This window comes from Lactococcus sp. S64, assembly GCF_016516525.1.
In the GTDB taxonomy this organism is placed as follows: Bacteria; Bacillota; Bacilli; order Lactobacillales; family Streptococcaceae; genus Lactococcus; species Lactococcus lactis.
In genome coordinates, this window is sequence record NZ_JACVUQ010000001.1 from 304,608 (window position 1) to 328,699 (window position 24,092).

The window sequence follows — 24,092 nt, forward strand, 5'->3', positions numbered from 1 at the left end:
CTTGCTAGGTATTCCTTAACGCTAAAAATTCCACGACCTAACTTCTGACCATTAAACGAGTACCATTCGTCATCTTCTTAACCACACTCATTTGAATTGCTAAAGTGACCACGTCTTTTTGATAAATAAAAAGAAGCTATGACCCATAACTTCTTCTTGGTATTATTTATTTACTTTCTTAATGTGGAAAACCGATAAAACTGCTCCCAAAGCTATAAGAATTGCTCCTAAGATGATACTCATCGTCATCAGTCTTTCATTTTCCCCTGTTGCAGGTAAACTATGGTGTTCTGAAGATGTTGTTCCTTCTTTATTGCCTTTAGAACCTCGTTTATTATCTGGTTTTGTTTTAGGGATCACTGGATTTAATTTATTTTTAGTATATACGTAGTTTACAGTTTGAATTTGATCCGTGAATTGACCAGTTATATTACCTTGAACTTCTTTGAAGGTATATCCTTCAATATTTTTTTGTTCTGTATTATAGGTCTCACCAATGTTACCCATTTTCACAGTATCATCTGTAATTTTATTCCCGTCTGCATCTACATATTTAGTAATAACATCTCCACCTTTTACAGGTTGGGCATCTTTTACAGTAATTGTAGCTACAGCTGAGTAAGAACCTTGATTTTCGGAAGTTAAATAGAAGTTGGGCACAAGCCTTTTATACGTGACTTTATAAATTCCTTCTTTTGTTGTATCTACTTGCCCTTCAACACTAATATCTGAAAAAGGAACCACATTTCCATAATAATCTGTGGCACTGCTAAAGTTATCTTCTGGCTTCCATTCATCACCAACTGTGATTTCTGAGTCATGCACAATAACTACTGATTGATCTTTAATTTGTTTATAAACATAAGTAACCATTTGGGCTTTATCTGACAGAATCCCTTTCCCATTAGATGGGAGATTGTTTTCATCTAATGTATATCCTGGTATTTCTAACTTATAAGCCTCTGTTGTTGCATCATAGGAATCACCAATATTGCCATTAATAGTTTGGGCAGGAACATTGGGAATTGCTTTCCCATCTTCATCTACATAATTTACCGTCACATCACCACCAGCAACCACCTCTTTTTTATAAATATATGAGACAGTTTGATCATCATCGCTAAACTGCCCTGATGCATTATTAGGCATTACTGTAAGTTTATAACCCGGTATTGTTCTTGCAGAAGTATTGTATTTATCCCCTAAAACTCCATAAAAAACTTCAGGCTCAGATAAATCAGCTCCCGATTCATCTTTATAAGTAGCTGTAACCATACGGTAACTATCAAAATAAATAGTGCTCTGAAGTCTATCGTCTTCAAAAAATTGAGCTAAATCATTTGGACCAGAATGGGTATTGTTCCACTTAACTACAGCCGAATTTTTTATTTCTACACGTTCTGAAGCATTCATTTTAGAAAAGGTAACTATAATACCTTTTAAGCTTGTAATATCAGCAGGAGGCATGCTATTAAATGTAGTTTTATCAATAGTATATTCAATACTATAAGTTGTTCCAGAAGGTACAATAACTTCAGGTAAAGCTTTTATGCTTATGGCATCAGAAAATAATACTTTTTCAGAAAAGTTGGAACTACTCCCTGAATTTTGTGAAATAATTTTTGAAAACTCAATAGGAGCTGTACTGTCTTTTTGAATATTTATTGTTGGGCTAAAAAATTCATTTTTACCATTAATAACAAACCATCTTCCAGTAACACCTCCCAGATTTCGCACCATATTATTACTTTCAGAATTGACTTTTGGAATACTAGTAAGTGTCGTTTCATTTATTGGAACGTCTTTTGTATCTGCAATAATCGGCATCATACTTGTTGAAATAATTATACCTGTCGATATCAATCCAAAAATTTTTATTTTTCTCATTTTACATCCCTCACCTTATATTCAAAATTCAACATAGAAAAATTCTTATGTTACAAAAATATACGAAAACACCAACTCTATTTTTAAAAAAATACAGAAAAAGCATCTAAAATACAATACTTTTTTTAAAAAACACTTATATTATTTTATCATAAAATTACGGTAGTTTTTTTACATTATCGCAACAAACATAAATAGAGGGAACGATTCAATCTCCGAATTATCAGTGACAAGGCGATAACCTTGAATATAAAGTTCTTTAAGTTGCCTTTTTTCAGCTAAATATATTTGTAAACCATTTTCTTTTTTTTATATCAAATAAAGAGAGTTGCTGAGATATCATTCTTCTTTGTTTTTTTATTAAGGCACCAAGCTATAACATCAAATACTTCTGCATCATCCCAAAGTTTCTTTATATATTCATCTGGGTAATCAATATCTACCTTTAGTACTGGCATATTCTCTTTCTCTCTTTCTTTTATATACTTATTTTAGAACTATTTGGATATTAATACACCGTCTTTTTAGGCAAAAAAGACTGCCCAAATGGGCAATCTTTTTAAATGTTCATATCATTCATTTTCTTAACTACACCGCTTTGAATCGCTAATGTGACCACATCGATTTCTTGAAAGAACCCATCACGGAGATAGACCATATTTCAGTAGGGACATCTTCATCGCGACTCAATAACAGTTTTCTTTTGAACTTATTACTCGGGAAACATGTCAAAATAATATACTATTTTATAATTTTTTAGTACCATGAAGAAGCAAAATGTGATTACAAACACAAAAATACCTGGAAGCATATTATATCTTATGAGTAAATTAATTGAGTTACTTCCAAGTCCAATGTTTCCACGAATACTATAAGCTGTGAAGAGCCCTGCAACCAAATAAATTGCATGTCGAATTTTCTTCTTGCCATAATAAACCTTTCCATGATTTCTCTTAACTTTGTGTCTAGTTTATTATAACCTTTCCAAAAATATAACTCATTTTGTGTCTAATTATTTGCCTTTAGTACAATAGACAAATTTGTTGATTTGTCTAATAGTTTTGAAAGGGTTTTCTTTACAAAAAATAATGAAAAGTCTATAATCAAGTTAAGAAGGACATTTATTTAGTGTCTATACAAAGGAGGCCCATTTGTGTATTACAGTAACGGAAATTATGAAGCATTTGCAAAACCTAAAAAACCAAAAAATGTAGAAAATAAATCAGCTTATATTGTTGGTTCAGGTCTTGCTGGATTAGCATCGGCAATTTTTTTAATTAGAGATGGTCAAATGCCCGGAGAAAATATTCATATTTTTGAAGAACTCTCTTTAGCTGGTGGTAGTATGGATGGAATATATAATGAATCACATGGTTACATCATCCGTGGTGGTCGTGAAATGGAAGCCCATTTTGAAACCCTTTGGGATTTATTCCGTTCAATTCCAACTCTTGAAAATCCAGAAATTTCAGTATTAGATGAGTTTTATTGGTTAAATAAAGAAGATCCAAGTTATTCTAAAACACGTGTAATTGAAAAATGCGGAAAACAATTAGAAAATGACGGAGAATTAAAGTTATCTCGTAAAGCTATTGATGAAATATTAAAACTAGTCTTAACATCAGAAAGTCAATTAGATGATGTTAAAATCAATGAAGTCTTTTCTGATGAATTTTTTGAATCTAACTTTTGGTTATACTGGTCTACAATGTTTGCTTTTGAACCATGGGCAAGTGCGATGGAAATGCGCCGTTACTTACTACGTTTTGTACAGCATGTAGGCACACTAAAAGATATGTCAGCGTTAAAATTTACTAAATTTAATCAATATGAATCTTTAGTAAAACCAATGATCCATTACTTAGAAGGGCATAATGTACATTTCCAATATGATACAGTTGTCGATAATATTATAGTGAACCGTTCGGACAGTCAAAAAATCGCCACAGAAATTCAGCTTACTGAATCTGGTCAAACAAAAGTGTTACCTTTGGCAATAGATGATTTGGTCATTGTAACTAATGGTTCAATTACTGAAAGTACAACGTATGGAGATACCGAACATCCTGCACCTCAAGAACATGAAGTAGGACAAAGTTGGCAATTATGGGAAAATATAGCCAAACAAGATAAATCTTTTGGTCGTCCTTGGAAATTTTATCGTAATATTCCCGATGCAAATTGGGTAAATTCAACAACTTTAACATTCTCAGATGATCAAGTCATTCCATTTTTAGAATCTATTACAGGTAAAGAGCCGCATAGTGGTTCTCTAGTAACAAGTGGTCCTATAACAATTCGTGACTCTAATTGGTTATTAGGGATTTCCATTAGTCGTCAGCCTCACTTTGAGCAACAAAAAGACAATGAATTAATTGTTTGGTTGTACGGTCTATTTTCAGATTTACCCGGAAATTATATTCCTAAAAAAATTACTGACTGTACTGGTCGTGAAATATGCGAAGAATTCTTATATCACATTGGGGTTCCTAAAAATAAAATTTCAGAAATTGCAGCAACAGTGAAAGCTGTTCCTACAAACATGCCTTATATTACTTCTTACTTTATGCCTAGAGCAGCTGGAGATCGTCCAAAAGTGGTACCGGATGGTTCAGCTAATCTAGCATTCGTTGGAAACTTTGCTGAAACAGAACGCGATACAGTCTTCACTACTGAATATTCGGTTCGTACAGCCATGGAAGCTGTTTATCAATTACTAGATGTAGACCGTGGAATTCCAGAAGTATTTGATTCTTCTTTTGATATGCGCATGATTCTAAATGCTATCTATTATCTTAATGATAAAAAAGGATTACGTGACTTACCTTTAACAAAAGTTGAAAAATTTGGATTAGAAGCATTTCTTAAGAAAATTAAAGGAACATACATTGAAGAAATATTAGTCGATCAACACTTATTATAGGAGGAATAAAGATGAAAAAAGGAAAATTATTATTAGCTACTACTCTTGTTGCAGGAACAGTTCTTGGATATTGTTATAGAGATGAATTATTAAAAATCATTCCTATTAATAAGAAGCCAGTCCCAAAATCTGAAATAAAAAATATCCCAGTCTATATTCGTGAAACAAAAACAAAGGGTGAAGGATTATAAAATTTATTTAGAAATAGATAGTAAAAAAGCTATAACACATAGACTTACTGTAATTAATTTTTTAATGATTAATTATTGGGTTCTATTTCAAAGTCTCCTGTTAAACTCATTTTAGGATAAGATATGGTAAAAAGAACTCAAAATGAGTTCTTTTATTTGTTTTTTATTTAAACCTTTTTTTAGCGAGCTTTGCTAATCATATATTTTTTTCAATCCACTTGATTTTTACTTTTTCCTCTGCTCTCAAACCAATGTTCTCATAGGTATATTCTACTTTATCTTGAAAATCCGTAATATTCTTCCCTTTCCTTACTAAAATATCGATACCAGATGGCGTAAGCAAAGACTTTTCGAATCGTATTATTAAAATGTCATCCTTCATTGTAACTACTTCCCACTGACTACTTAAGATTTTCAATAAACCAAGTCCACGCCAAATGAATCTCCCTTTTTTCAAACAATCAAGTCCTCTGATTTTTTTCGTATGACCTTTAACCTCATATTCTACTATGTCAAGAAATTCTACTCTTGTTTTATTTGTCAGTTTATAGGTAATACGCGGATATTTTCTCTTCCCAGACAGCCACATAGGAAATGTCGTTGCTTTGATTTCCCAAGTTCCTTCAAGTTTTGAATATCTTTCTATCATTACTCCCCGCTTTCATTATTATTTTTGTAATTTTCACTCTTTAATATGTTTTTTTATGACACCCAGTGTAAAGAATTGCTGTTTAAATGTTTAAGCTCTCGTTGTTCTTCTTCTCTTGCTAATTCAATTTTTTCTTTTTGAATCTCATTTCTTATATTGTCTCTATATTTTTCGACTAAAGTAAGAATATCGTACAATTTTCCTTTTCTAAACTTTAAGTCTTCATAATCCTTATTAAAAAGATTTTTACATACAACTAGAGAAAGAAGCTTATCATCTTCATTAAAAGCAGGATTTTGCCGTTCATTCTTGTAAACAACAAATTCGTTATAAATATTTAATAGTAATCGCATATCATCAATGTAAAAGCTTAAAAGATAAACTAAGTTATCGCTAATATTATATGTTTTTGAAAACAACAATTTTAATTGTTCGTAAGAATTTTTTGCATTCAGATAAGGGATTACAGGAATAATTAAATCAAAAAATTTAGTTCTATCCTTATTTTCATCGAATAAATCATCTTTGATTGCATAAATAAATGTAAACTTTTTTTTATTAGAACTGTTAAGTTTATCATTTACTTTAATATTTAGTTCCCTTAGTTTCTCAAAAATTTTTAATTGTTTAAATCTATCTAAATCTTCAATAACTAGAATTTCTTTCCCTGACTTTTTGAGAAGGTATACAATTTCGTCAGCATATTTTTCAAATAGCTCATCGTCTTTTTTATTGATTTCTGCCTCGACATTTTGAAACTTTAAATTTAGTTTCTTTATAGGAACATATTTTAGTATCATCCAAACATTCCATATCACCAAAAATGAAAGTAGTGTATAGATGCCAGAGATAATACCGATATGAGAAACGTATTTTTCAAAAATTGAAAATATAAATAAAACCACTTCAGATTTTCTAAAGATTAAAGTTGTGATTAATATCAATTCTACTATAAAGAAAATTTTTTGTATAAATGTAATTTCTCTTTTTATCTTAAAGTTTGTCAAAGGAATTTTTGACACTGGAATTTGATATAGAATCTGATTAATGATATTCTTTTCAATATTTAGTAAGTTTTTATCATCATTTCCTAACCCATGCTCCCAAATAATTTTCAAATATACTTAAAGCTAACGCTTTCAGAACCTAGCTTATTATACCATTTTACTCTTACTTAAGTAATTAACTTAAAAGAACTAAGTCCTATACATTACAAAAATTATAGATAAAAAGAAGTATTTATGTTTACTGGTATTAAAATTTTTCGTGTTTTGCTGATTTTTGTTTTTCGTCTGGAAGATACTTAATTCTATTTTTATGGCTTAAAGAGTATTCAGAAATTTTTTCAATTTGGTCAATACTCTTTTCAATCTCTTGATGCATTTTTTTCAGCTCCTCATTTCGTTGATAGAGGCCTTCAAGTTTTTTCTTGACTTCCAGGCTTGGAGCTTTATATTTATATTGCTCTACAACAGCCTCTATTTTACGATCTACATTTTCTATTGCTTCAGATGAATCTTTGAGTTTACTTTTCATAACTGAAAAATATTTTTCTACCTGCTCTCCAGTATGAATATCTTTTTGTGCCAAGAAATTGAGAGAGTCCAGGGCAAAAATGAACTCTTTCCTAGCCGAATAAAATTTTGTTGCAGGACGTAAATTGTCGCTTGTCAGCTGTTCAACTAGGACACTTGATTTTATAAAACGACTTTTACTTTGATGTTCTGAATCGACTAATAGAAAGAAGTCTGAGTGCTTCATTTGCAACTTATAATTTCCATTATCTTGAGTTAAAAATTGATATTTATGAATCCGAACCTCCCCTTGATTTTTAATACCATAATCAAAAGTAAGATAAATAAAATCTTCATCTTTCTGAGAAATCTGCCAGGGTTCTATCACAATTTCAACGTCAGGCAATGCAAATACATCACGCTTAATTTTTTCATATCCCTCAATAATTTCATTTTCAGATAACACGACTTCATTTTGTTTAAACTTTTCCTCAAGATTTTTTAAAAGATAATCTCCATTTTTGTTCAAAGTATTATCACGTTTGGCTCTTTGTTGAGGAAAATCCAAAAGCTTATAAGTGGCATATTTTTTTAATTTTCCAGAATTAGTAAAAAAGTCACCTTGAAGATTTAAGAGCGGTAATTTATTTTTAAAATCTTCAAAGCTGCTCGATTGTGAGATTAAAAAATCTAAACCTTGTTTAATCTCATTTGAGAAAGTCATCTCTTTTCTATACTTTTCATAAGCTTTATACTTAGAGTCTAATGTTTTTTTCAAAGGTTGAATACCATATTCCAAAGCCATTTCATCTGATATTTTCCTAAGGTTGTATGCAGTGATTTTTTTCCAACGAAATTTTTTTAAGTCAACGTTGGATGTAGAATTAAAGATGATGTGATTATGAATGTGATCTTGGTCAACGTGTGTAGCAATGACAAACTCATGCTTCCCTTCAGTAAATTGCGGCATCATCTTTTCACCGATCTCATGAGCTTGTTCAGGAGTAATATTATCTTTTGGATCAAAAGATTGAATGATATGATGTGCAAAAACTTTTCCTTTTCCATTAGAAAAGGTTCCCTTCATTTTTTGAGCAAAGCGACGTGTACGCAACATCTCAAATTCTGCATTGTGAATATTATTTAAAGCATGACCGCTAACTAAAGTTTCATTTCTAGTCTTGTCTGCATTAATAATATAGTCTAATGAATATGCGAGTTGCCACTCACTTTTAATTTGGATAGTTTTTGTAATCGTCATTCTTCCAATTTCCTAACTACAGTTTGAACTTCATTTAATATTTTTCGACTCAATTGACGATAGTTTTTTTGAATATCACTCATTTCATCCTGCAACACTTCCATGTCTTCCTGATCTACTTCATCAATTAAATTTACTTTTTTGGCAACCTGGTTGATGTTATTTCCGATTCGATTAAATTCAAATCGAAGTTGAGAAAGTTGCTTTGAAAATTCATCAAGTTCCTGAAAATTGACTTCATGAATTGCGCCCTTAATTGCAATTATACGAAGATAGGCACTTATATTTTTGTGACAACTTGCAGCCTTCTCTCGAATGATAAATTCTTCATCCGAATTAACGTAAAATTGAAATGGAATTTTTCTTTCTCTGTTCTTTGGCATTTAAATTTCCTTTCATATATATTTATAGTGGGAAAAAATTTGGCGCCCAGCCGCTTCGCGGCTGCACAACGAGAGGCACAAACGCTACGCTTTTTGAGGCCCCTCCAGGGAAACCCCTCATTGTGGCAAGCATAGCAGGTGTCATGACACCTACGAAAAAACACTAAAACTTAAGCTTCATACAAGCTTAAATTTTAGTGTTAGTTTTGAGGTTGCACCCCAAGCCCCGCTATTTTTTGAATCATGTAATTTCTTATGTTGAATCATTAAAGATTTCCTATTTATTCTAAAAAAACATTATTTGTTTTGTTCTTTTTCTGCATTATCGAGTTTTTCGTGTAGTAAATCTTGACTAGAATTTTTGTTTTTAGAATCAGATGTATCATTTTTTGAAAGCTTTTCTTGGATCAGATGAATTTCTTTTAGAATATTTTGAAGGGAAAGTTCCAAAAGTTTTTCATTGGTTTCATCTAAAAATAAATTGTTTTTTTCAAAAACTGATATTGTATTTTCTCTTACTCCATAGGCATAACATACTGCTAAATATTCAAAATGTTTTTGATTAGGCACTCCTTTTTCAATGGAGTTCGTTGTTTTTTTGATTAACTGACTAAACAAGTAATTAAAACTTTCTTTATCTTTTATCTTAATTTTTTTCTTTATTTGAGACTGAAGCACGATAATATATAAGAAGTTTTTCTTCATTTTCTTTTGTAGGTTTAGAAGGGAGTAATACCATTGGTTGATTTTTAGACAATATTCCTAAAAGATTAGAGCTTTCATTCAAACTTGTTGCTCTTTATTCTTGCAAAAAAATATATAAAATTTCTTCTAAAAAAGTCTTACTTTTTCTCAAGGCATGGCTATAAATAATTGTTAGTCCAGTCTTAAGATCGATAACACTTTTCAATACTGACTCTAATACTGAACCTAATACCGACCTTTTAATACTAAAAAAAAGCCATTATAATAGTGGCTTTCTTTAAGTTAAGTTCAATCTAAAACAGTTGAGAGTCCTTCCTCAATAGTCGTGATTTTAAAATCTGGAAATTGCTTCTTAAATTTATCAGAAACAAATAGATTATCTTGACGATAGCGTGGAAGTAATTCGCTTAGTTCTTGGATACTTTTATTAAATGGCTTAATGAGGTTAAATTGCCACTCTCGAATCACTCTGACTTTTACTTTCTTATTTAATACTTTTTCTGCAATTTGTTTCAGTTCGTTATAACTGTATGGTTTATCACAGGGCAAATGCCAAGTTTGATTGTAGGCTGAAGGTGTATTTGCAATTAAGACCATAGCACGACTCGCATCAGGTGTCCATATCAAGCTTCTCTGGCAACTTGAATTTATGGGGATACTAGCCGTCTTATCCTCTTTAATTTTGTCTAAAAACATTGTATTAGTGATACTTTGTGTTTTATCCGGTCCATAAAATTCTGGTGCTCGGCATATCACTGCATCTAACTCATGATTGTGTATTTCAGATAAGACCATTTCAGCCATTTTTGCACGTACAATGGACTTTCTTCCTATTGGAATAAATGGTGTAGTCTCGGTTTGTGGTTCGCTATCTTTAGGATACATATAGGTATTATCAAAAAATACTAATTTGCTGCCATATAGTTTGCATGCAGCAATAACATTTTCCATAATTATTAAAAAATTGGCTTCCCAAAGTGAGCTATCCATGGGTAATCCTACAGTGAAATATACAATATCACTCCCATCTATGGCAGTTTTTGTCTGTTCAAAATCCATTAAATCCACTGAAATTAGTTCATCTGTTGGATGTATCTTTTTAGGGTGGCGTCCAACTAAACGAATTTTTTTACTATATTTTCGATATATTTCCTTTGCAACTTCCTGACCTATTTGTCCTTTACTACCTAATACTGTTTGCACCTATTTTACCTCCTCAAGAAATTGTTTTGCGACTGCTCTTACAGAAAAAGGATTTTGTCCTGTAATGATTCGTCCATCTTTAATGGCAAATTCCTTATAAAATCTTTTCTTCTTAAAATTTGCCCCTCTTTTTATTGCTTCAGCTTTATTAAAAAAAGGTACTATTTTAGTTTTTCCAGCTAGAATTTCCTCTGTTTTAGTAAAGCCAGTGATATTCTTATCTTTAATATAATAATTTCCTGCCTCATCTTTTATGTTGAAAAGCCCAGCAATACCATGACAAACTGATAAAAGATAACCTTCATTTTCATATATTTCACTTGCTAAACGCTCTATCTCTTCTGAATGATAAAAATCCCACATCACTCCATGACCACCTGTATAATATATAGCAAAATAATCTGCAGGATTCACCTGTTTAGGCGATAAAGTATTTGACAGTCCACGAACTATAAAATCTTGATTAGAATATATTTTCATAATTGATTCATCAACATATTTCATACTTCTTGGGTCAATAGGTACATATCCTCCCTTAGGACTAACAAAATCATACTGAACTCCTGCCTTATTTAGCTCATCAACAAATTCTGCCGCTTCCCCCAGCCATAAGCCGGTAGCTTCATAACTATCGCCATACTTTTCAACATTTGTTTCAACTATTAAGACCTTTTTCATGATTTTTCCTCCATTATTTCCAGGGTATTATCTAACAAATCTTTTAATCTTTTTATATTCTCCGTATTGTGTGTCAGATAGTAGTGATTTTTGGTGCCTTCTCTTTTAAAATCAACCATGTTAACACTTTTTAATACTTTTAAGTGATGTGATGTTGCTGGTCTTGACAAATTTATTTTGTGGGCTATTTCCTCGACTCGAAGTCCTTCACAAGAAAGATTATCAAGCAGTGCCATAATAATATCCTGCCGATTCGTATTACCCAAAGCCTGTAAAAACTCGGTCAGTTCAGAGAATTGTGTTTTTAATTCCATTTTATCTCCTATTTTCTATAAACATTCATTCTTTTAATGGTTTAATAAATTAAACCATTAAACCATTAAGAAGTCAAGAGATTTATTTTAGGTGTTTTTAATTTATTTCTTGGATATCAAAAAAAAAAGAAGATACATATAATATCCTCTATCTAATGTTGTCTTAGTAGCGATTTCTTCTGATACAAGAAAGTTTCATTATATCTGAGGTAACAATGAATTTATCTTTGAGAAAAAGTTTGCTTTTTCTTATTGAACGACCAATGAATGGCTAATAATTTTTTTAAATACAATACCGACCTCAATATCAGATTTTAATACTTAAAAAAAGCCAGTATAATAGTGGATTTTTAAAGTTAAGTTCAAGCTAAAATAGTTGAAAGACCTTCCTCTGATAGAATGAGCTAATATATTTTTTGCTACTATTGCTGCTGCGGCAATGGAATTAATACTCAAAGAAATATAATTGTTTCTTCAAGATTTAATACTTAAAAATCGTGAACAATCTTCACTAAAGATATTCTCACTCAAAATCTTACTTAATTCTTGACTCACATTTCGATAGATGAGTGATGGAGTATTAGGAACAACATAATAGTATTTTCCATCATTTTCGTAGATCGGGGCATCCATAGTGGTAAAATGCGTTCCTTCAATAGTGTTTCCAGCATCAGCTGCTATATCAATAATAAATGTCCCTTTTTTCAATGATTTTTGTTCTGAAAAACTTAAAATTGGATCATCATCTTTCCCAATTTCAATTCCATTGATAATGATGTCGTACTTTGTATAATTTTCTTTGAAAATTGACATTGTTTTTCGATAATACATTCGGATGTTTGAGGAATATTTTGAGATACTACTAAAGGCACCTTGCGCAACATTTCCAGAACCTAAAATAGCTATTTTTGTCTCTTCAGTTGGAATAAATCCATATTGCAATAAAGCATCTATAACCCCTGCATATCCTGCGTAAAAACTATTTTTATATAATAGCCCCTTCGGAATATCTGATTCAAATATCTCATTTTCATAATAAATACAAGGTGAATTACTATCTAAATCTACTACAATTAACTTTTTAGATAGAGCTTGCTCTTCCATGAATGGTTGTCCTGAACCAAAAGGATGTGTCCACCCTATAATCATCTGCCCCTCTCTAAGATGAGAGTAATCAGTGGGCTGGATGAGTTTTAGTGAGAAGATCGCCTCTGATTCCGCAAAAACTTCAGCTCTTGATAAAATATGACATCCTTTATCAATGTAATCTTGATCATCAATATCTAAAAATTTACCAAACCCCTCCTCTACCAATATTTCATTTTTAAAATCTTTAATGTCTTTTGGTAAGAGTGGAACTCGTCTCTCTCCTGGGAAGTTTGCTTTTACTAGGCCAATTTTCATAGTTTTTCCTTCTTTTCTTTTATAATTTTATAAATTTTTCTAAAAAGATTTTTTCTTTTTTAACCATTACCAAACTAATAAACTGATTAGAAGCGAAACAACCACTACAAATAACGAACGATAATGGACGACTTGAAAAGGCAACTTGAGATTTCCCCAAAACCCGTAAGTAATTGTTGGTATTGTTAAGACAATGGTAAGCTCAGTTAATATTTTCATAATATTATTCGACTGCTTCGATATAGTCTATCATGAAAGATTTCCTTAGACCTATTGACTTGATACTTCTATCTAAATAAAAAACTATATAATTGAAGTAACTTACTAAAAAAGCCTCATATTAGAGGCTTTTGTTAATCACGATTTATCTAGAAATTTATTTAACTCTAGCTTCTTTATCTGTATTGTCTTCTACTTTGTCTTTTACTTTATCAACTTGTTCAGAGGTTAATTTCCCAGTTGTTTGAGCCGCACTTGTCACTCGATCTTGAATACTTACATCATCTTCTTTTTGTTGCTCTTTCGTTTTAATATCTGTGACTGTTACGTTAACTTCAACAACTTCCAATTCTGTCATTGCCGCAACCTCTTTACGAATGACTTCTTTAATTTTTTCATAAATATCAGGCACATTCTTACGATATTCTGTAACTACTTTCAAGTCTACTGCAACTTGTGTTTTCCCAACTTCTACGTCAACACCTGTTGTAACATCATCAGTATTAATAAGTTTTCCTGTTAAGTTTGAGAAGAACCCACCTTCTACGGAAAGAAGTCCATCCACTGATTCTAATGCTAGTCCTACAATCTTTTGCACAACTTTATCTTCATAAGTCAAAGCTCCCTTAATTTCTGGTTGGGTTTCCTTTGTTTTAGGGGTTTCTTTTTCTGCCATTGTTCCAAATGCTTTCATATTTTCTTGTACCATAATATTCTCCTTTTATAATGTTATTTACGATCTATAAATTGATCAATGATTCCTGATTTTTTTAAGAATAGACCAATATAAATTCCTAATCCAATTAAAAATAAAACCAAAATCATTTTCCAAAATCCAATAGTGAAGATACACACAGCAATGAGTGCACCTACGATTCCCCCTATAATTGGGTATCGATTTTTTTCGAAATAATCCATTGATCCCTCCTACATAACACGTTGGCGTTTAGGGTTATCATCTTTACTTAATGTATTGACTTTTACTTTAAGTTTAACCGTATGTTCCAATCCAAAGAAACTTTTTAACCCTTCAATGATTTCCTGTTCCAGAACTTGGGATTTTTGTGCCACTTCAACTCGAGGAATAATCTCACCCTTTATATCAATTTTTATCTTATTTTTAAAAAGTGAAACAGCGATTTTTGAGTTTTTAAGGTAATCATTTTCTTTTACTTTTTCACCTACAAATCCTTCAATGGCCGACTTCTTCAAAGTTAAATCTCCATTATTTGAAGTTAGTTGTACATCCATATAGGTTCGAGGATAAAAAAGGATTACAATCAAGGCGATAATTAATATGACTGTTAAAACGATGTTCCCCCAAAACAAATAGTCTATCATATATTTACCTATGAAGGGAATGTTACTAGAGGTTGTTGTCATCCAATCATATTCCATGAAATTATAATAATCCCACGTCATTGGTAGAACAAGCGTAAGTAAAAGGAGATCAAGGATAATGAGTATTATTTTCTTTCCAGTTGCCAAAACTCCTCCTTTCTAGATCCTAAGATCTACTAATTCATTTTAGATAGGACGAAAGATACAATAGCAACCACAAGCACTGCACCAACAATGGATGGTATTAATGCCATGCCAGCAAGCGAAGGTCCCCAAGTTCCAAGTAAGGCTTGACCTACAAAAGATCCAACTAACCCTGCTAAGATATTAGCAATCCAGCCCATTGAACTTCCCTTATTTGTAATCGCACCAGCGATTAAACCGATTAATGCACCAACAATTAATGACCAAATCATATGTCACCTCTTTCTTTAGAATACATTTTATGATCTAACCCTAATCTAACACAATCAGAAAGCGCATTCAAATGATATGACTTATTTTATAATTTATTAATACTATATTTAGCTTCAACTATCTCAGAAAGACTATTAAAGAACTGAATAATGTCCTTTACATTAACCCCAATTTTTATTATATCTCTCATTTTTTGAGCACGATAATATTATATGCTACCATCAAATCGCATGTTTTAAAAATCTTTTTTTAATATCTAAATTTGCATCAAAGATTTGCTCCTGGTATGATAAAACTTATACAATAGAGGTAAAGCTTATTGGAAAAACAATAATAAACATATTATTTCACAATTGAGTATAGTTACGTTAAACTTTGTACTATACAGTTAACGATTAGATATTCGATTAACTTTGAAAACCTGCAAAAGTTTAGTATTATTGACATAATATTCATAAACTTAAACAATCAGAAAGGAAAATAGAACAAGAAAATGATTGAACAAGAAAAATATACGCTTAATGATGGACATTTGATTCCTAAAATAGGGTTAGGAACATTTCAGATTCGTGGATATGAAGGGGTGGAGCAAATTTTAACGGCTATACAAAGCGGTTATCGTTTACTTGATACCTCAACTAATTATGATAGCGAAGGAGCAGTTGGAGAAGCAATTCGTCGTTCTGGTATCCCTCGATCAAATTTTTTTGTGACAACTAAGCTACCTGGTAAATATCATCATTTTGAAGATGCTTTGAAGATGATTGAAGAGTCTTTATTACGAACAGGATTGAGCTATTTTGATCTTTACTTGATCCACTGGCCACTACCAAAGCGGGATAATTATGTTGAAGCTTGGAAAGCACTAATTGCAGCAAAAAAACGGGGTCTTGTAAGATCAATTGGGGTATCTAATTTTGAGGAAGACCATCTCGACAAAATAATTCAAGAAACTGGTGTTATACCAGCAATTAATCAAAATGAAATTCACCCTTACTGGCCTCAAGAAAAGCTATTGAAAATTAATAAAAGGTATGGCATTCTAACTGAGGCATGGAGCCCTTTAGGCCGAGGTAGTAAAGAGCTTGAGGAAAGTCTGATTCAAAACATAGCTCAAAAATATGATAAGGATACTGGTCAAATCATTCTAAGATGGCAAGTTGAAAGAGGTATTATACCTATTGTTAAAGCAACTTCTCCAGAACACCAAAGAAAAAATATAGATATTTTTGATTTTTCACTTTCTTCTGAAGAGATTAATAAAATCACAGCCTTAAAACAAGAAAATGGCAGGGTAGATAATCAAGATCCTAATGAGTATGAAGAATTTGTGTAATTGTATCACTCTGCTCTTGAATAATTAATTTCAATTGAATATATGAAGAATTGTTTCAAAAAAAACCACTAAAATTTTCAAGTGGTTTTTTAGCTTCTATTTTGAATCATTTTAAAGGAATCCACCAATATTCCCATATTCGAAATAAAAAATATATGACATGCACAACTAAATAATATATCCCCCCTTACAGAACATTTATATTGTCATCATCAAACATATCTATGGAATGGCCTTAGATAACTACCAATAACAGGTTGTATAATCTAACAATAGAAATCAAGTACAAGCAGGAAACACTTAAACATGCTGGGCAGACTTTCCATAATCATCAATAATTATATTTTAATTAAATTTTTTTCTCAATTGATTATGTGACTTTGATTATAGAAAATTTTTTCTTATGGCTCATTTATTTTTAATAAAAAGAGTTAGAACTCTGTCTAACTCTTTTTATGTATATTATTTCAGTTTAATTACTTGCAAATTGAATAACCATATTAAAGAGAAGGGCACCTAAGCTACCGCCAATGATTGGACCTAAAACAGGTATCCATGCGTAAGACCAGTCTGAATCTCCTTTACCTTTGATAGGTAAGATGGCATGCATGATGCGAGGACCTAAGTCACGTGCGGGATTTAGAGAGTAACCTGTCGTTGCACCAAGTGATAAACCAATGGCTGTGATAATGGCACCTACTAAAAGGGGTGAGACACCCGAAGTTTGCGTAATAGTGTATTGACCGAAGGCGAGAATTCCTGTCGTCAATACTGCAGTACCAACAATTTCACTAATCAAATTCGAGCCTGTATGACGAAGAGCAGGGCCTGTAGAAAATGTGCCCAAGATATCTGCTGGATTTTTTGTTTCAGCATAGTGAGGGTAAAACATTAGGTAGAGGATAATGCTGGCGACCATTGCACCAAGCATTTGCGCAATAATATAAGGAAGAACCAAACTCCAGCTAAAGCTCCCAATCATTGCCATTGCAATTGTTACTGCTGGATTCAAATGGGCTGGCGACATAAATCCAGAAATGTAAACCCCCATCATTACTGCAAATCCCCAACCGAGAGTTATAGCAACCCAACCAGCTCCTGTTGCTTTCGTTTTGTTCAGGACAACGCCTGAAACGACCCCGTTACCAAGAAGTATTAAGATAAATGTTCCTAAAAATTCACCAAGTAGCTGTACCATTTCTGAGTGCATATTGACCCCTTATTTCTATTTTTTATTTGTTTCAATTATCTTCAAACTATTTTTATTTCTTCAAATCTGATAAGTCAGATTCACGAAGCGCTTTTTCCAAAGCTTTTTCTTGTTCTGCTTTTTCTTCTACAGACCAACCGAGAAAGCCTGCAATGACGTTGACAACATGAACTTTGATTGTATCTACACTTTCTCGCATAAATAAAATATGGTTAGTACGACGAAGCAAGTAGTCTACCGGTGTCAAGATCATTTCATCCTCAAGCGCATAACGCAGACGGGCTGATTCTGCCAAAGATAAGCCTTCATAAGGTTTCATTTCAGAAGCATAGGCAAATACTTGGAGTGCGTTCATTCCATAAAAGTCTGCTATGTATTTCGCCTCCTCTTCTGTAAGACCTGCAACAACACCGATTTTCATATTTTCAGCAACGACTTCTTCAACCTTAGTTGGATCAAATTCACCACCAGAGATCTGGTATTTTTTAGAGTCGATTGGTTCATATTTCAAATCAAAGTCCTCAACAAGTAGCTGGCAGATAAGCTCCATCGCACCTGCTGCCATTTTACGGTAGTCAGTGATTTTCCCACCAGCTAAAGTAATCAAACCATCACTCTCACGTTCAAGTGAACTCCCACGAGAAACTGAAGATGGCGCGTCCCCTTTTTCTGAAAGACTTGATTCCATATTGTTCAATAAATGCTCTACTTCGGCTTTAGTTGCTGTTTTATTTTTATAGCGAAGCACGGCCTCTACGACAGCGTTAAAGCTAGTTTCAGAAACTGCACCGTTATCACCTCCGTTATAGTCTGAACCCGAATTCCCACCTAGCAATGGACGCAATCCAGCCCATGAAGCTTCAATGTCATTAATCGTGATATTTGCTCCAGGATAACGGAAATTGATGACATCTAAAAGGTAGTCCACATCTTCTTGAGTAACCTTTGGATCGGTAAAGTCCCCATGATAATCTGTATCTGTCGTACCAAAATATGTTTTATTTTCACGTGGAATGGCAAAAACCATACGTTTATCATGTTTTCCTGTATCAAAATATGTTGGTTGAGGCACAGGTAATTTGGCAGCATCAACCACGAGATGGACTCCTTTTGTCGGACGCATTTTTGGTACAATCGGACGAGTGAAGTTCAAGTAACGTATCTTATCTACCCAAGGACCACTTGTGTTAATCACAAGTTTAGATTTTACTTCAATGACTTCATCTGTCAATAAGTCACGCGCCCGAACACCAGAGATTTGTCCATCAGTATAGATAAAATCAATCACTTTCATCTTGCTGATGGCTTTTGCGCCGTCTTCTACAGCTTTTTTAATATTGTCAATCACCAAACGTGAATCATTGTTACGGTAGTCAAGATAAACCCCTGCACCTTGCAAACCTTTTTTCTTGATCAGTGGCTCACGGCGTAGCACTTCTTCTGGTGAGATGGTATAGTTGGCATATGGAGAACCTTCATCAATACCTGCCAACCGATCATACAAATCCATGGCGATTTTCACAGAAAACATATCAAAAGTCGTTTTGCCTTCATCATTGTAAATAGGAAGTAACATCGGGTCTGGCTTAGGAATATGTGGCGCAATACTTTGAACAACAGCACGTTCTGAAACAGTGTCGGAAACGACTTCGACATCAAAGTTTTTTAGATAACGGATACCCCCATGCACGAGTTTCGTTGAACGTGACGATGTTCCTTCTGAAAAGTCCTGCATTTCAAGCACAGCAACTTTCATGCCAGTGGCTGCCGCTTGTAAAGTCAATCCAGCACCAGTAATACCACCTCCGATAATGAGTAAATCCATTTCTTCATTCTGAACTTTTGTGATTGCTTCTTGTCTTGTTTTTTTAGAAAAAGCCATTTCTATTCTCCTTTATGTTACTGTCTAATTGATTATTATTTGAAAGCGCGTGTTGCATTCACAGCTTTTTTCCAACCGGCATAGAGTTCTTCTCTACGTTCTTCTTGCATCTGCGTTTGGAAAATTTTGCCAGGCTCATAAGATTCTTTGAGTTCTTCTAAATCTTTCCAAAAACCAACTGCAAGACCTGCTAGGAAGGCTGCACCGAGCGCTGTCGTTTCCAAATCTCCCGCACGTTGAATAGGGATATTCAAGATATCGGCTTGGAACTGCATCAAGTATTCGTTATTTGCTGCGCCACCATCTACTTTGAGTACAGACATATCGATTCCTGTATCTTCTTTCATGGTGCTTACTACATCACGGACTTGATAAGCTATCCCTTGTAAGGTTGCTTTCACAATATCTTCTTTTGTTGTTCCACGTGTTAAACCAAACATTGCACCACGTGCTTCTTGGTCCCAATATGGTGCGCCAAGGCCGACAAAAGCTGGAACCACATAAACTTCATCTTGACTCATAGACTGGAGTGCAACTTCTTCAGAATCACTGGCACGATCCAACATCTTCAAACCATCACGTAACCATTGGATTGATGAACCTGCAACAAAGATACTTCCTTCTAAGGCATAATAAACTTTTCCGTTAATACCGTAGCCAATTGTTGTGAGCATGTTATTTTTGGAAATATGTGGTTTCTCACCCGTATTCATCACGATAAATGAACCTGTACCATAAGTATTTTTAATCATCCCTGGTTCAAAGGCCATTTGACCAAATAATGCGGCTTGCTGGTCACCAGCCATACCTGAGATTGGTACTTCAGATCCGAAGAAATGAAATCCTTTAGTCACACCATAAACTTCTGAGTTAGATTTAACCTCTGGAAGCATTGAAGCCGGGATATTCAGAATTTTCAGGATTTCTTCATCCCATTTTAACTCGTGAATGTTGTAGAGCATAGTACGACTGGCATTAGAGTAGTCTGTATAATGTACATCGCCATCTGTTAACTTCCATAAAAGCCATGTATCAATTGTTCCAAAGAGCAGCTCGCCTCGTTCCGCCCGCTCTTGTGCTCCTTCAACATGGTCAAGAATCCAACGAATTTTTGTAGCTGAAAAGTATGAGTCGACAATGAGTCCTGTCTTTTTGTGGAAGAGTTCATCATGCCCTGCATCTTTAAGACCATTTGCAATATTGGAAGATTGACGTGATTGCCAAACGATGGCATGGTAGATTGGTATACCTGTTTTTTTATCCCAGATAATGGTTGTTTCACGTTGGTTAGTAATACCAATACCAGCAACCTGCACAGGCTTAATACCAGATTCGATAAATGCTCCTGCGATAACAGATTGAACAGAGTTCCAAATTTCGTTGGCATCATGTTCCACCCAACCTTCTTTAGGAAAGTACTGTGTAAATTCCTTTTGGGAGCTGCCGATATGTTTACCATGTTTATCAAATATAATAGCTCTTGAGCTTGTTGTACCTTGGTCAATTGCCATAATGTAAGAAGTTTCTGTCATGTTGTTTCTCCTTTGTAAACGCTTTCTATGATTTATATTATAGCATTTTAAAACGAATAGAAACTTTCATTTTTTATCAAATTCAAAAAAAAATTGGCAGTCGAAAATAAACAACAGATTCGAATAGAAAAATTACTTGAATTTGGGCAGTTTGTGCTTACTAAGAAATAATGGGAGAGGGAGTCTCTACCCCAATTTAATTTTAACCTTATTTGAGTTGCTATTCTTAATTCTTCATCTATTCTGTAATAAATTCAGTGAGAAAATGCTAAATAATGGGACCGCAGTAATATATTCATAAATGTAAAATAATATTCACGTGAAAACATAAAAAAAGAGGAGAGCACTCCTCTTTCGTGTTTCATTCTTAATTCAAAATTGCTTTTTTTTGAAATTTTTCTTTTTTTAAGTTTTCAATACGCGACAATAACTCTTCAAAATCATAATCACTGGAAAACTCGGAAAGTATATAGACAAACTTTCGACTGTCATTTCTTTTACTTGAGATAAGTAGATCATAACTCTGGCTTTCTTGATAATGCTCTAATTTTATCTTTTCAACAGATCTGAGGTGATTTTTCAGATAGTGTTCCATCGGGATTTGATAGGCAGGTGTATCAGACAAATCATAAGCCACCGTCAATTGTTGAGCAGATAAGAGCTCCAGCAGCATCAAGGCATTGCGATAACCAAAGATGAGTTCTGGCAAATCCTGCTCTTTGGGTATATAACTTAAAGCAATATCTTTGAGGTTATCGAGTAAATCTTGAAAACTCTTATCGACCCAGTTTTGTTTATGTAGCATCAAATCTTCTTGAATTTTGGTAAAGAGGCTACCTTGGAAAAAGGTGAATTTATTGTTTACTTGAGCTAACTGATAACTGATGGATTTCTCCTCTTCGAAACCTAAACGATGGGGACGATAGTGGTTTAACATTCGCTCTCTTAAAGAAATATTCAAGAGAACAGTTGGAATTTTTTTACTGCGATAAATATCAAAACGGTAATAACTTTCTTTATCTAGAATGAAAAAAGATTGGAGAAAACCGTAGAAAAAAATTGTCTCACAGTTATCCTTGCTCTGATTATCATAAATATGTTGATAAAAAAGAGAATCCAATAGTTGATAGAGATGGTCATCTTGGTATATTTTCTTCATTTCTAAAGATTTAGTAATTTGGATATCTGTAAGTTTCCGCCTTCTTTCTGTGATTGCCAACCACCGATAAAGTTTATCTTTGCTACTTTCGGAAAAATTTACTTTTAACGTTTCTTCAAGTTGCCGTACAAATTCAACCTGAAATTTAGTGACTTGCAGCAAATCTGGTCGAAATTTAGGATGAAGCGAATCAAATAGCAGATAGTAAAAATAGCGAATTTGACTTTCTTCTCCGATCAATTTATTATTTTTGATTTGAATATCAAATTCCAATAAAAGTTTATTGAGTTCTTTGATTTTGCGAAACAAAGTAGATTCACTGAGTAGCAAGAGTTCTGCTAATTCAAAAATCATGTAATTTTTTTGTTCTAAAAATAAGAGAATCAGGCGATATTTGATACTATCTTGGATTAAAAAACTGATGACTTCATCTAAGGTTTGTGATTCCGACATGTTTAGAACGAGTTTATTGTTCTGACGAATAACTTCCATGGGTTTCCCAATCATCCGTCCTATATAAGATATATCCTCCAAATAACTCTGAACCGAAGGTCGAGAGAGGTTTACCCAATCACACAGTTCCTGCGCAGTTAGCTTATCATGTTTGAGGAACAACTGACGTAAAATCTTAACCTGTATTTGTTCTTTCTTTTCAAGTAAAACTTCAATATTCACAGCTGTTCCTCTTTTTCTAAATTAATATTTTTTGTAGGAGTTTTCATATTCTCATTCTATTTTATCACTCCCCTATATTTTGTTATTAAAAATTGCTCAGTATGAACATAGTAAATTGGACACTAAAAAGAATATGACCAAAAGCCTTATTCTTCTTTTAAACTTCTATATTTTGCGACTAAACTATAAAAGTGATTAGATAAACTTAGATTATAATCTGTTTATCAAACACTAAACATGTTTTATATTAATTCACGATAATATATAAACTAATATAACCAAATCCCTTTTAGTAAATATACCAATGAATCAATAAAAAAATAAATACCAATACCTAATATAAATAATGATATTATTATTCTAGTGACATTACTTAATTTTTTTCTTCGGTTATTTTTATCTAAATACCTACTTGCTATTTTAATCAATTTTTCATAGACATTAAATATTAATGATACTACTAAAGTATATAAAGGAATCTGTCCTAACAACATCCAAATTGTTAAACATAATATTGTTAATAGTATATTCCCCTCTTTTGCACTTAGTGCAACCACTGCCCAAAAAGTCGGATCTGACATAGCCCAAAACCCAAAAATAAAACCTGCAAGTGGCATACTTCTCTTTGCAAATTTCATAAATTTCGATTCTTTCTGATCATCTACTCTTTCTTTATTTCCTTTTAGTAAGGTAGATATTATAAACCAAGCTACACATACAATGGATATCAAAAAACCGGTAAATACATAAGCCATATCTGGAATATGATTCATTATATTTATAAAATAATTCAAGCTTATACTAGTACCGTATGAAAATATTAATCCGAAAACGACCGTGGAAAGTAGAGCCATTAAAGAAAATAAATATACTTGTTTTTTCTTTGTTCCTTTTGCTAGTGCAGCCATTATAAGCACTGCTCCCACTGGATCAAATCCACCGAATCCTAACAAAATTGATGATAGTATTAATTTCATCTATCATTACCTCCATGTATCAATTTCTCTAGCAACAATCTTTTAAATTTTTGTAAATTCATTAGGCATCCATTACTTGTTACAGACTGATTTTATTATTATCAATGAAATAATAAAGACTCTCCAACATCATAAGCTCTTGTCCAACACAAGCATATTCTAGCAAATAGAATTGATAATTACCAGTAATCAACTGAGTTCTAATAAAGAGGGTAATGATCCTACGGCTGTT

At 32.8% G+C, this 24,092-nt stretch carries 24 protein-coding genes; 3 read left to right on the forward strand and 21 right to left on the reverse strand.

The window, feature by feature from the left end; translation table 11 throughout:
* Positions 1-162: 162 nt before the first annotated feature.
* Both IAE51_RS01445 and IAE51_RS01450 read right to left on the reverse strand, forming a co-directional pair.
* The gene (locus IAE51_RS01445) at positions 163-1,887 is read right to left on the reverse strand and encodes a MucBP domain-containing protein (protein WP_233611011.1); all 1,725 of its coding nucleotides are present in this window, start codon (positions 1,885-1,887) and stop codon (positions 163-165) included.
* 314 nt (positions 1,888-2,201) lie between these two features.
* Positions 2,202-2,345, reverse strand: a complete 144-nt coding sequence (locus tag IAE51_RS01450; RefSeq protein ID WP_200094558.1) for a hypothetical protein — start codon at positions 2,343-2,345, stop codon at positions 2,202-2,204.
* A 695-nt stretch (positions 2,346-3,040) separates the two neighbouring features.
* On the opposite strand from IAE51_RS01450, the gene IAE51_RS01455 reads away from it, so the two are divergent.
* Complete coding sequence (locus IAE51_RS01455) at positions 3,041-4,810, forward strand: oleate hydratase (RefSeq protein WP_200094560.1); 1,770 nt, start codon at positions 3,041-3,043, stop codon at positions 4,808-4,810.
* An 11-nt stretch (positions 4,811-4,821) separates the two neighbouring features.
* Positions 4,822-5,001 carry a hypothetical protein gene (locus IAE51_RS01460; protein WP_041168157.1) on the forward strand — a complete coding sequence of 60 codons (180 nt, stop codon included), beginning with the start codon at positions 4,822-4,824 and terminating at the stop codon, positions 4,999-5,001.
* A gap of 196 nt (positions 5,002-5,197) precedes the next feature.
* Here IAE51_RS01460 and IAE51_RS01465 read toward each other — a convergent pair whose 3' ends face one another.
* The 14 genes from IAE51_RS01465 to IAE51_RS01530 all read right to left on the reverse strand — a co-directional run bounded on the left by IAE51_RS01465 (position 5,198) and on the right by IAE51_RS01530 (position 15,088).
* Positions 5,198-5,650 (reverse strand): hypothetical protein, encoded by a 453-nt coding sequence (locus tag IAE51_RS01465; protein WP_200094561.1) that lies wholly within the window; start codon positions 5,648-5,650, stop codon positions 5,198-5,200.
* A 53-nt stretch (positions 5,651-5,703) separates the two neighbouring features.
* A complete protein-coding gene (locus IAE51_RS01470) occupies positions 5,704-6,768 on the reverse strand; it encodes a hypothetical protein (RefSeq protein ID WP_200094562.1) in 1,065 nt (354 codons plus the stop codon).
* Between the two features lie 136 nt (positions 6,769-6,904).
* On the reverse strand, positions 6,905-8,425 hold the full coding sequence (locus tag IAE51_RS01475) for a relaxase/mobilization nuclease domain-containing protein (protein WP_200094563.1): 1,521 nt from the start codon (positions 8,423-8,425) through the stop codon (positions 6,905-6,907).
* A complete protein-coding gene (gene mobC / locus IAE51_RS01480) occupies positions 8,422-8,808 on the reverse strand; it encodes a plasmid mobilization relaxosome protein MobC (RefSeq protein WP_200094565.1) in 387 nt (128 codons plus the stop codon). The genes IAE51_RS01475 and mobC overlap by 4 nt, the downstream gene beginning before the upstream one ends.
* A gap of 297 nt (positions 8,809-9,105) precedes the next feature.
* Complete coding sequence (locus tag IAE51_RS01485; RefSeq protein WP_200094567.1) at positions 9,106-9,513, reverse strand: hypothetical protein; 408 nt, start codon at positions 9,511-9,513, stop codon at positions 9,106-9,108.
* A gap of 288 nt (positions 9,514-9,801) precedes the next feature.
* The gene (locus tag IAE51_RS01490) at positions 9,802-10,716 is read right to left on the reverse strand and encodes an NAD-dependent epimerase/dehydratase family protein (protein WP_200094569.1); all 915 of its coding nucleotides are present in this window, start codon (positions 10,714-10,716) and stop codon (positions 9,802-9,804) included.
* Complete coding sequence (locus tag IAE51_RS01495; protein ID WP_058204694.1) at positions 10,717-11,394, reverse strand: type 1 glutamine amidotransferase domain-containing protein; 678 nt, start codon at positions 11,392-11,394, stop codon at positions 10,717-10,719. It abuts the gene before it with no gap.
* Positions 11,391-11,708 carry a helix-turn-helix transcriptional regulator gene (locus IAE51_RS01500; protein WP_058202853.1) on the reverse strand — a complete coding sequence of 106 codons (318 nt, stop codon included), beginning with the start codon at positions 11,706-11,708 and terminating at the stop codon, positions 11,391-11,393. Before IAE51_RS01500 ends, IAE51_RS01495 begins: the two co-directional genes overlap by 4 nt.
* A 474-nt stretch (positions 11,709-12,182) precedes the next feature.
* Positions 12,183-13,112 (reverse strand): N(5)-(carboxyethyl)ornithine synthase, encoded by a 930-nt coding sequence (locus IAE51_RS01505; protein WP_200094572.1) that lies wholly within the window; start codon positions 13,110-13,112, stop codon positions 12,183-12,185.
* Positions 13,113-13,178: 66 nt separating this feature from the next.
* Entirely contained in the window at positions 13,179-13,355 is a 177-nt protein-coding gene (locus tag IAE51_RS01510; RefSeq protein ID WP_370524354.1) for a CorA family divalent cation transporter, read from the reverse strand.
* A 133-nt stretch (positions 13,356-13,488) separates the two neighbouring features.
* On the reverse strand, positions 13,489-14,040 hold the full coding sequence (locus IAE51_RS01515; protein ID WP_134794544.1) for an Asp23/Gls24 family envelope stress response protein: 552 nt from the start codon (positions 14,038-14,040) through the stop codon (positions 13,489-13,491).
* Positions 14,041-14,060: 20 nt separating this feature from the next.
* Positions 14,061-14,249, reverse strand: a complete 189-nt coding sequence (locus IAE51_RS01520; RefSeq protein ID WP_011835142.1) for a DUF2273 domain-containing protein — start codon at positions 14,247-14,249, stop codon at positions 14,061-14,063.
* Between the two features lie 9 nt (positions 14,250-14,258).
* Positions 14,259-14,819, reverse strand: coding sequence for an alkaline shock response membrane anchor protein AmaP (amaP, locus tag IAE51_RS01525; RefSeq protein ID WP_143458612.1), 561 nt, complete (start codon positions 14,817-14,819; stop codon positions 14,259-14,261).
* Positions 14,820-14,848: 29 nt separating this feature from the next.
* A complete protein-coding gene (locus IAE51_RS01530; RefSeq protein WP_187398338.1) occupies positions 14,849-15,088 on the reverse strand; it encodes a GlsB/YeaQ/YmgE family stress response membrane protein in 240 nt (79 codons plus the stop codon).
* 494 nt (positions 15,089-15,582) lie between these two features.
* Here IAE51_RS01530 and IAE51_RS01535 point away from each other — a divergent pair, with 494 nt between their 5' ends.
* Positions 15,583-16,425, forward strand: a complete 843-nt coding sequence (locus tag IAE51_RS01535; RefSeq protein WP_085624938.1) for an aldo/keto reductase — start codon at positions 15,583-15,585, stop codon at positions 16,423-16,425.
* 472 nt (positions 16,426-16,897) lie between these two features.
* Here IAE51_RS01535 and IAE51_RS01540 read toward each other — a convergent pair whose 3' ends face one another.
* From IAE51_RS01540 to IAE51_RS01560, 5 genes are all read right to left on the reverse strand, one after another.
* Complete coding sequence (locus tag IAE51_RS01540; protein ID WP_058203085.1) at positions 16,898-17,635, reverse strand: MIP/aquaporin family protein; 738 nt, start codon at positions 17,633-17,635, stop codon at positions 16,898-16,900.
* Positions 17,636-17,687: 52 nt separating this feature from the next.
* A complete protein-coding gene (glpO, locus tag IAE51_RS01545) occupies positions 17,688-19,517 on the reverse strand; it encodes a type 1 glycerol-3-phosphate oxidase (protein WP_098383879.1) in 1,830 nt (609 codons plus the stop codon).
* A 35-nt stretch (positions 19,518-19,552) separates the two neighbouring features.
* Positions 19,553-21,049 (reverse strand): glycerol kinase GlpK, encoded by a 1,497-nt coding sequence (glpK, locus tag IAE51_RS01550; protein ID WP_038600881.1) that lies wholly within the window; start codon positions 21,047-21,049, stop codon positions 19,553-19,555.
* A gap of 367 nt (positions 21,050-21,416) precedes the next feature.
* Complete coding sequence (locus tag IAE51_RS01555) at positions 21,417-22,883, reverse strand: helix-turn-helix domain-containing protein (protein ID WP_026138903.1); 1,467 nt, start codon at positions 22,881-22,883, stop codon at positions 21,417-21,419.
* Between the two features lie 269 nt (positions 22,884-23,152).
* The gene (locus tag IAE51_RS01560; RefSeq protein WP_143458614.1) at positions 23,153-23,860 is read right to left on the reverse strand and encodes a hypothetical protein; all 708 of its coding nucleotides are present in this window, start codon (positions 23,858-23,860) and stop codon (positions 23,153-23,155) included.
* Positions 23,861-24,092 lie beyond the last annotated feature (232 nt).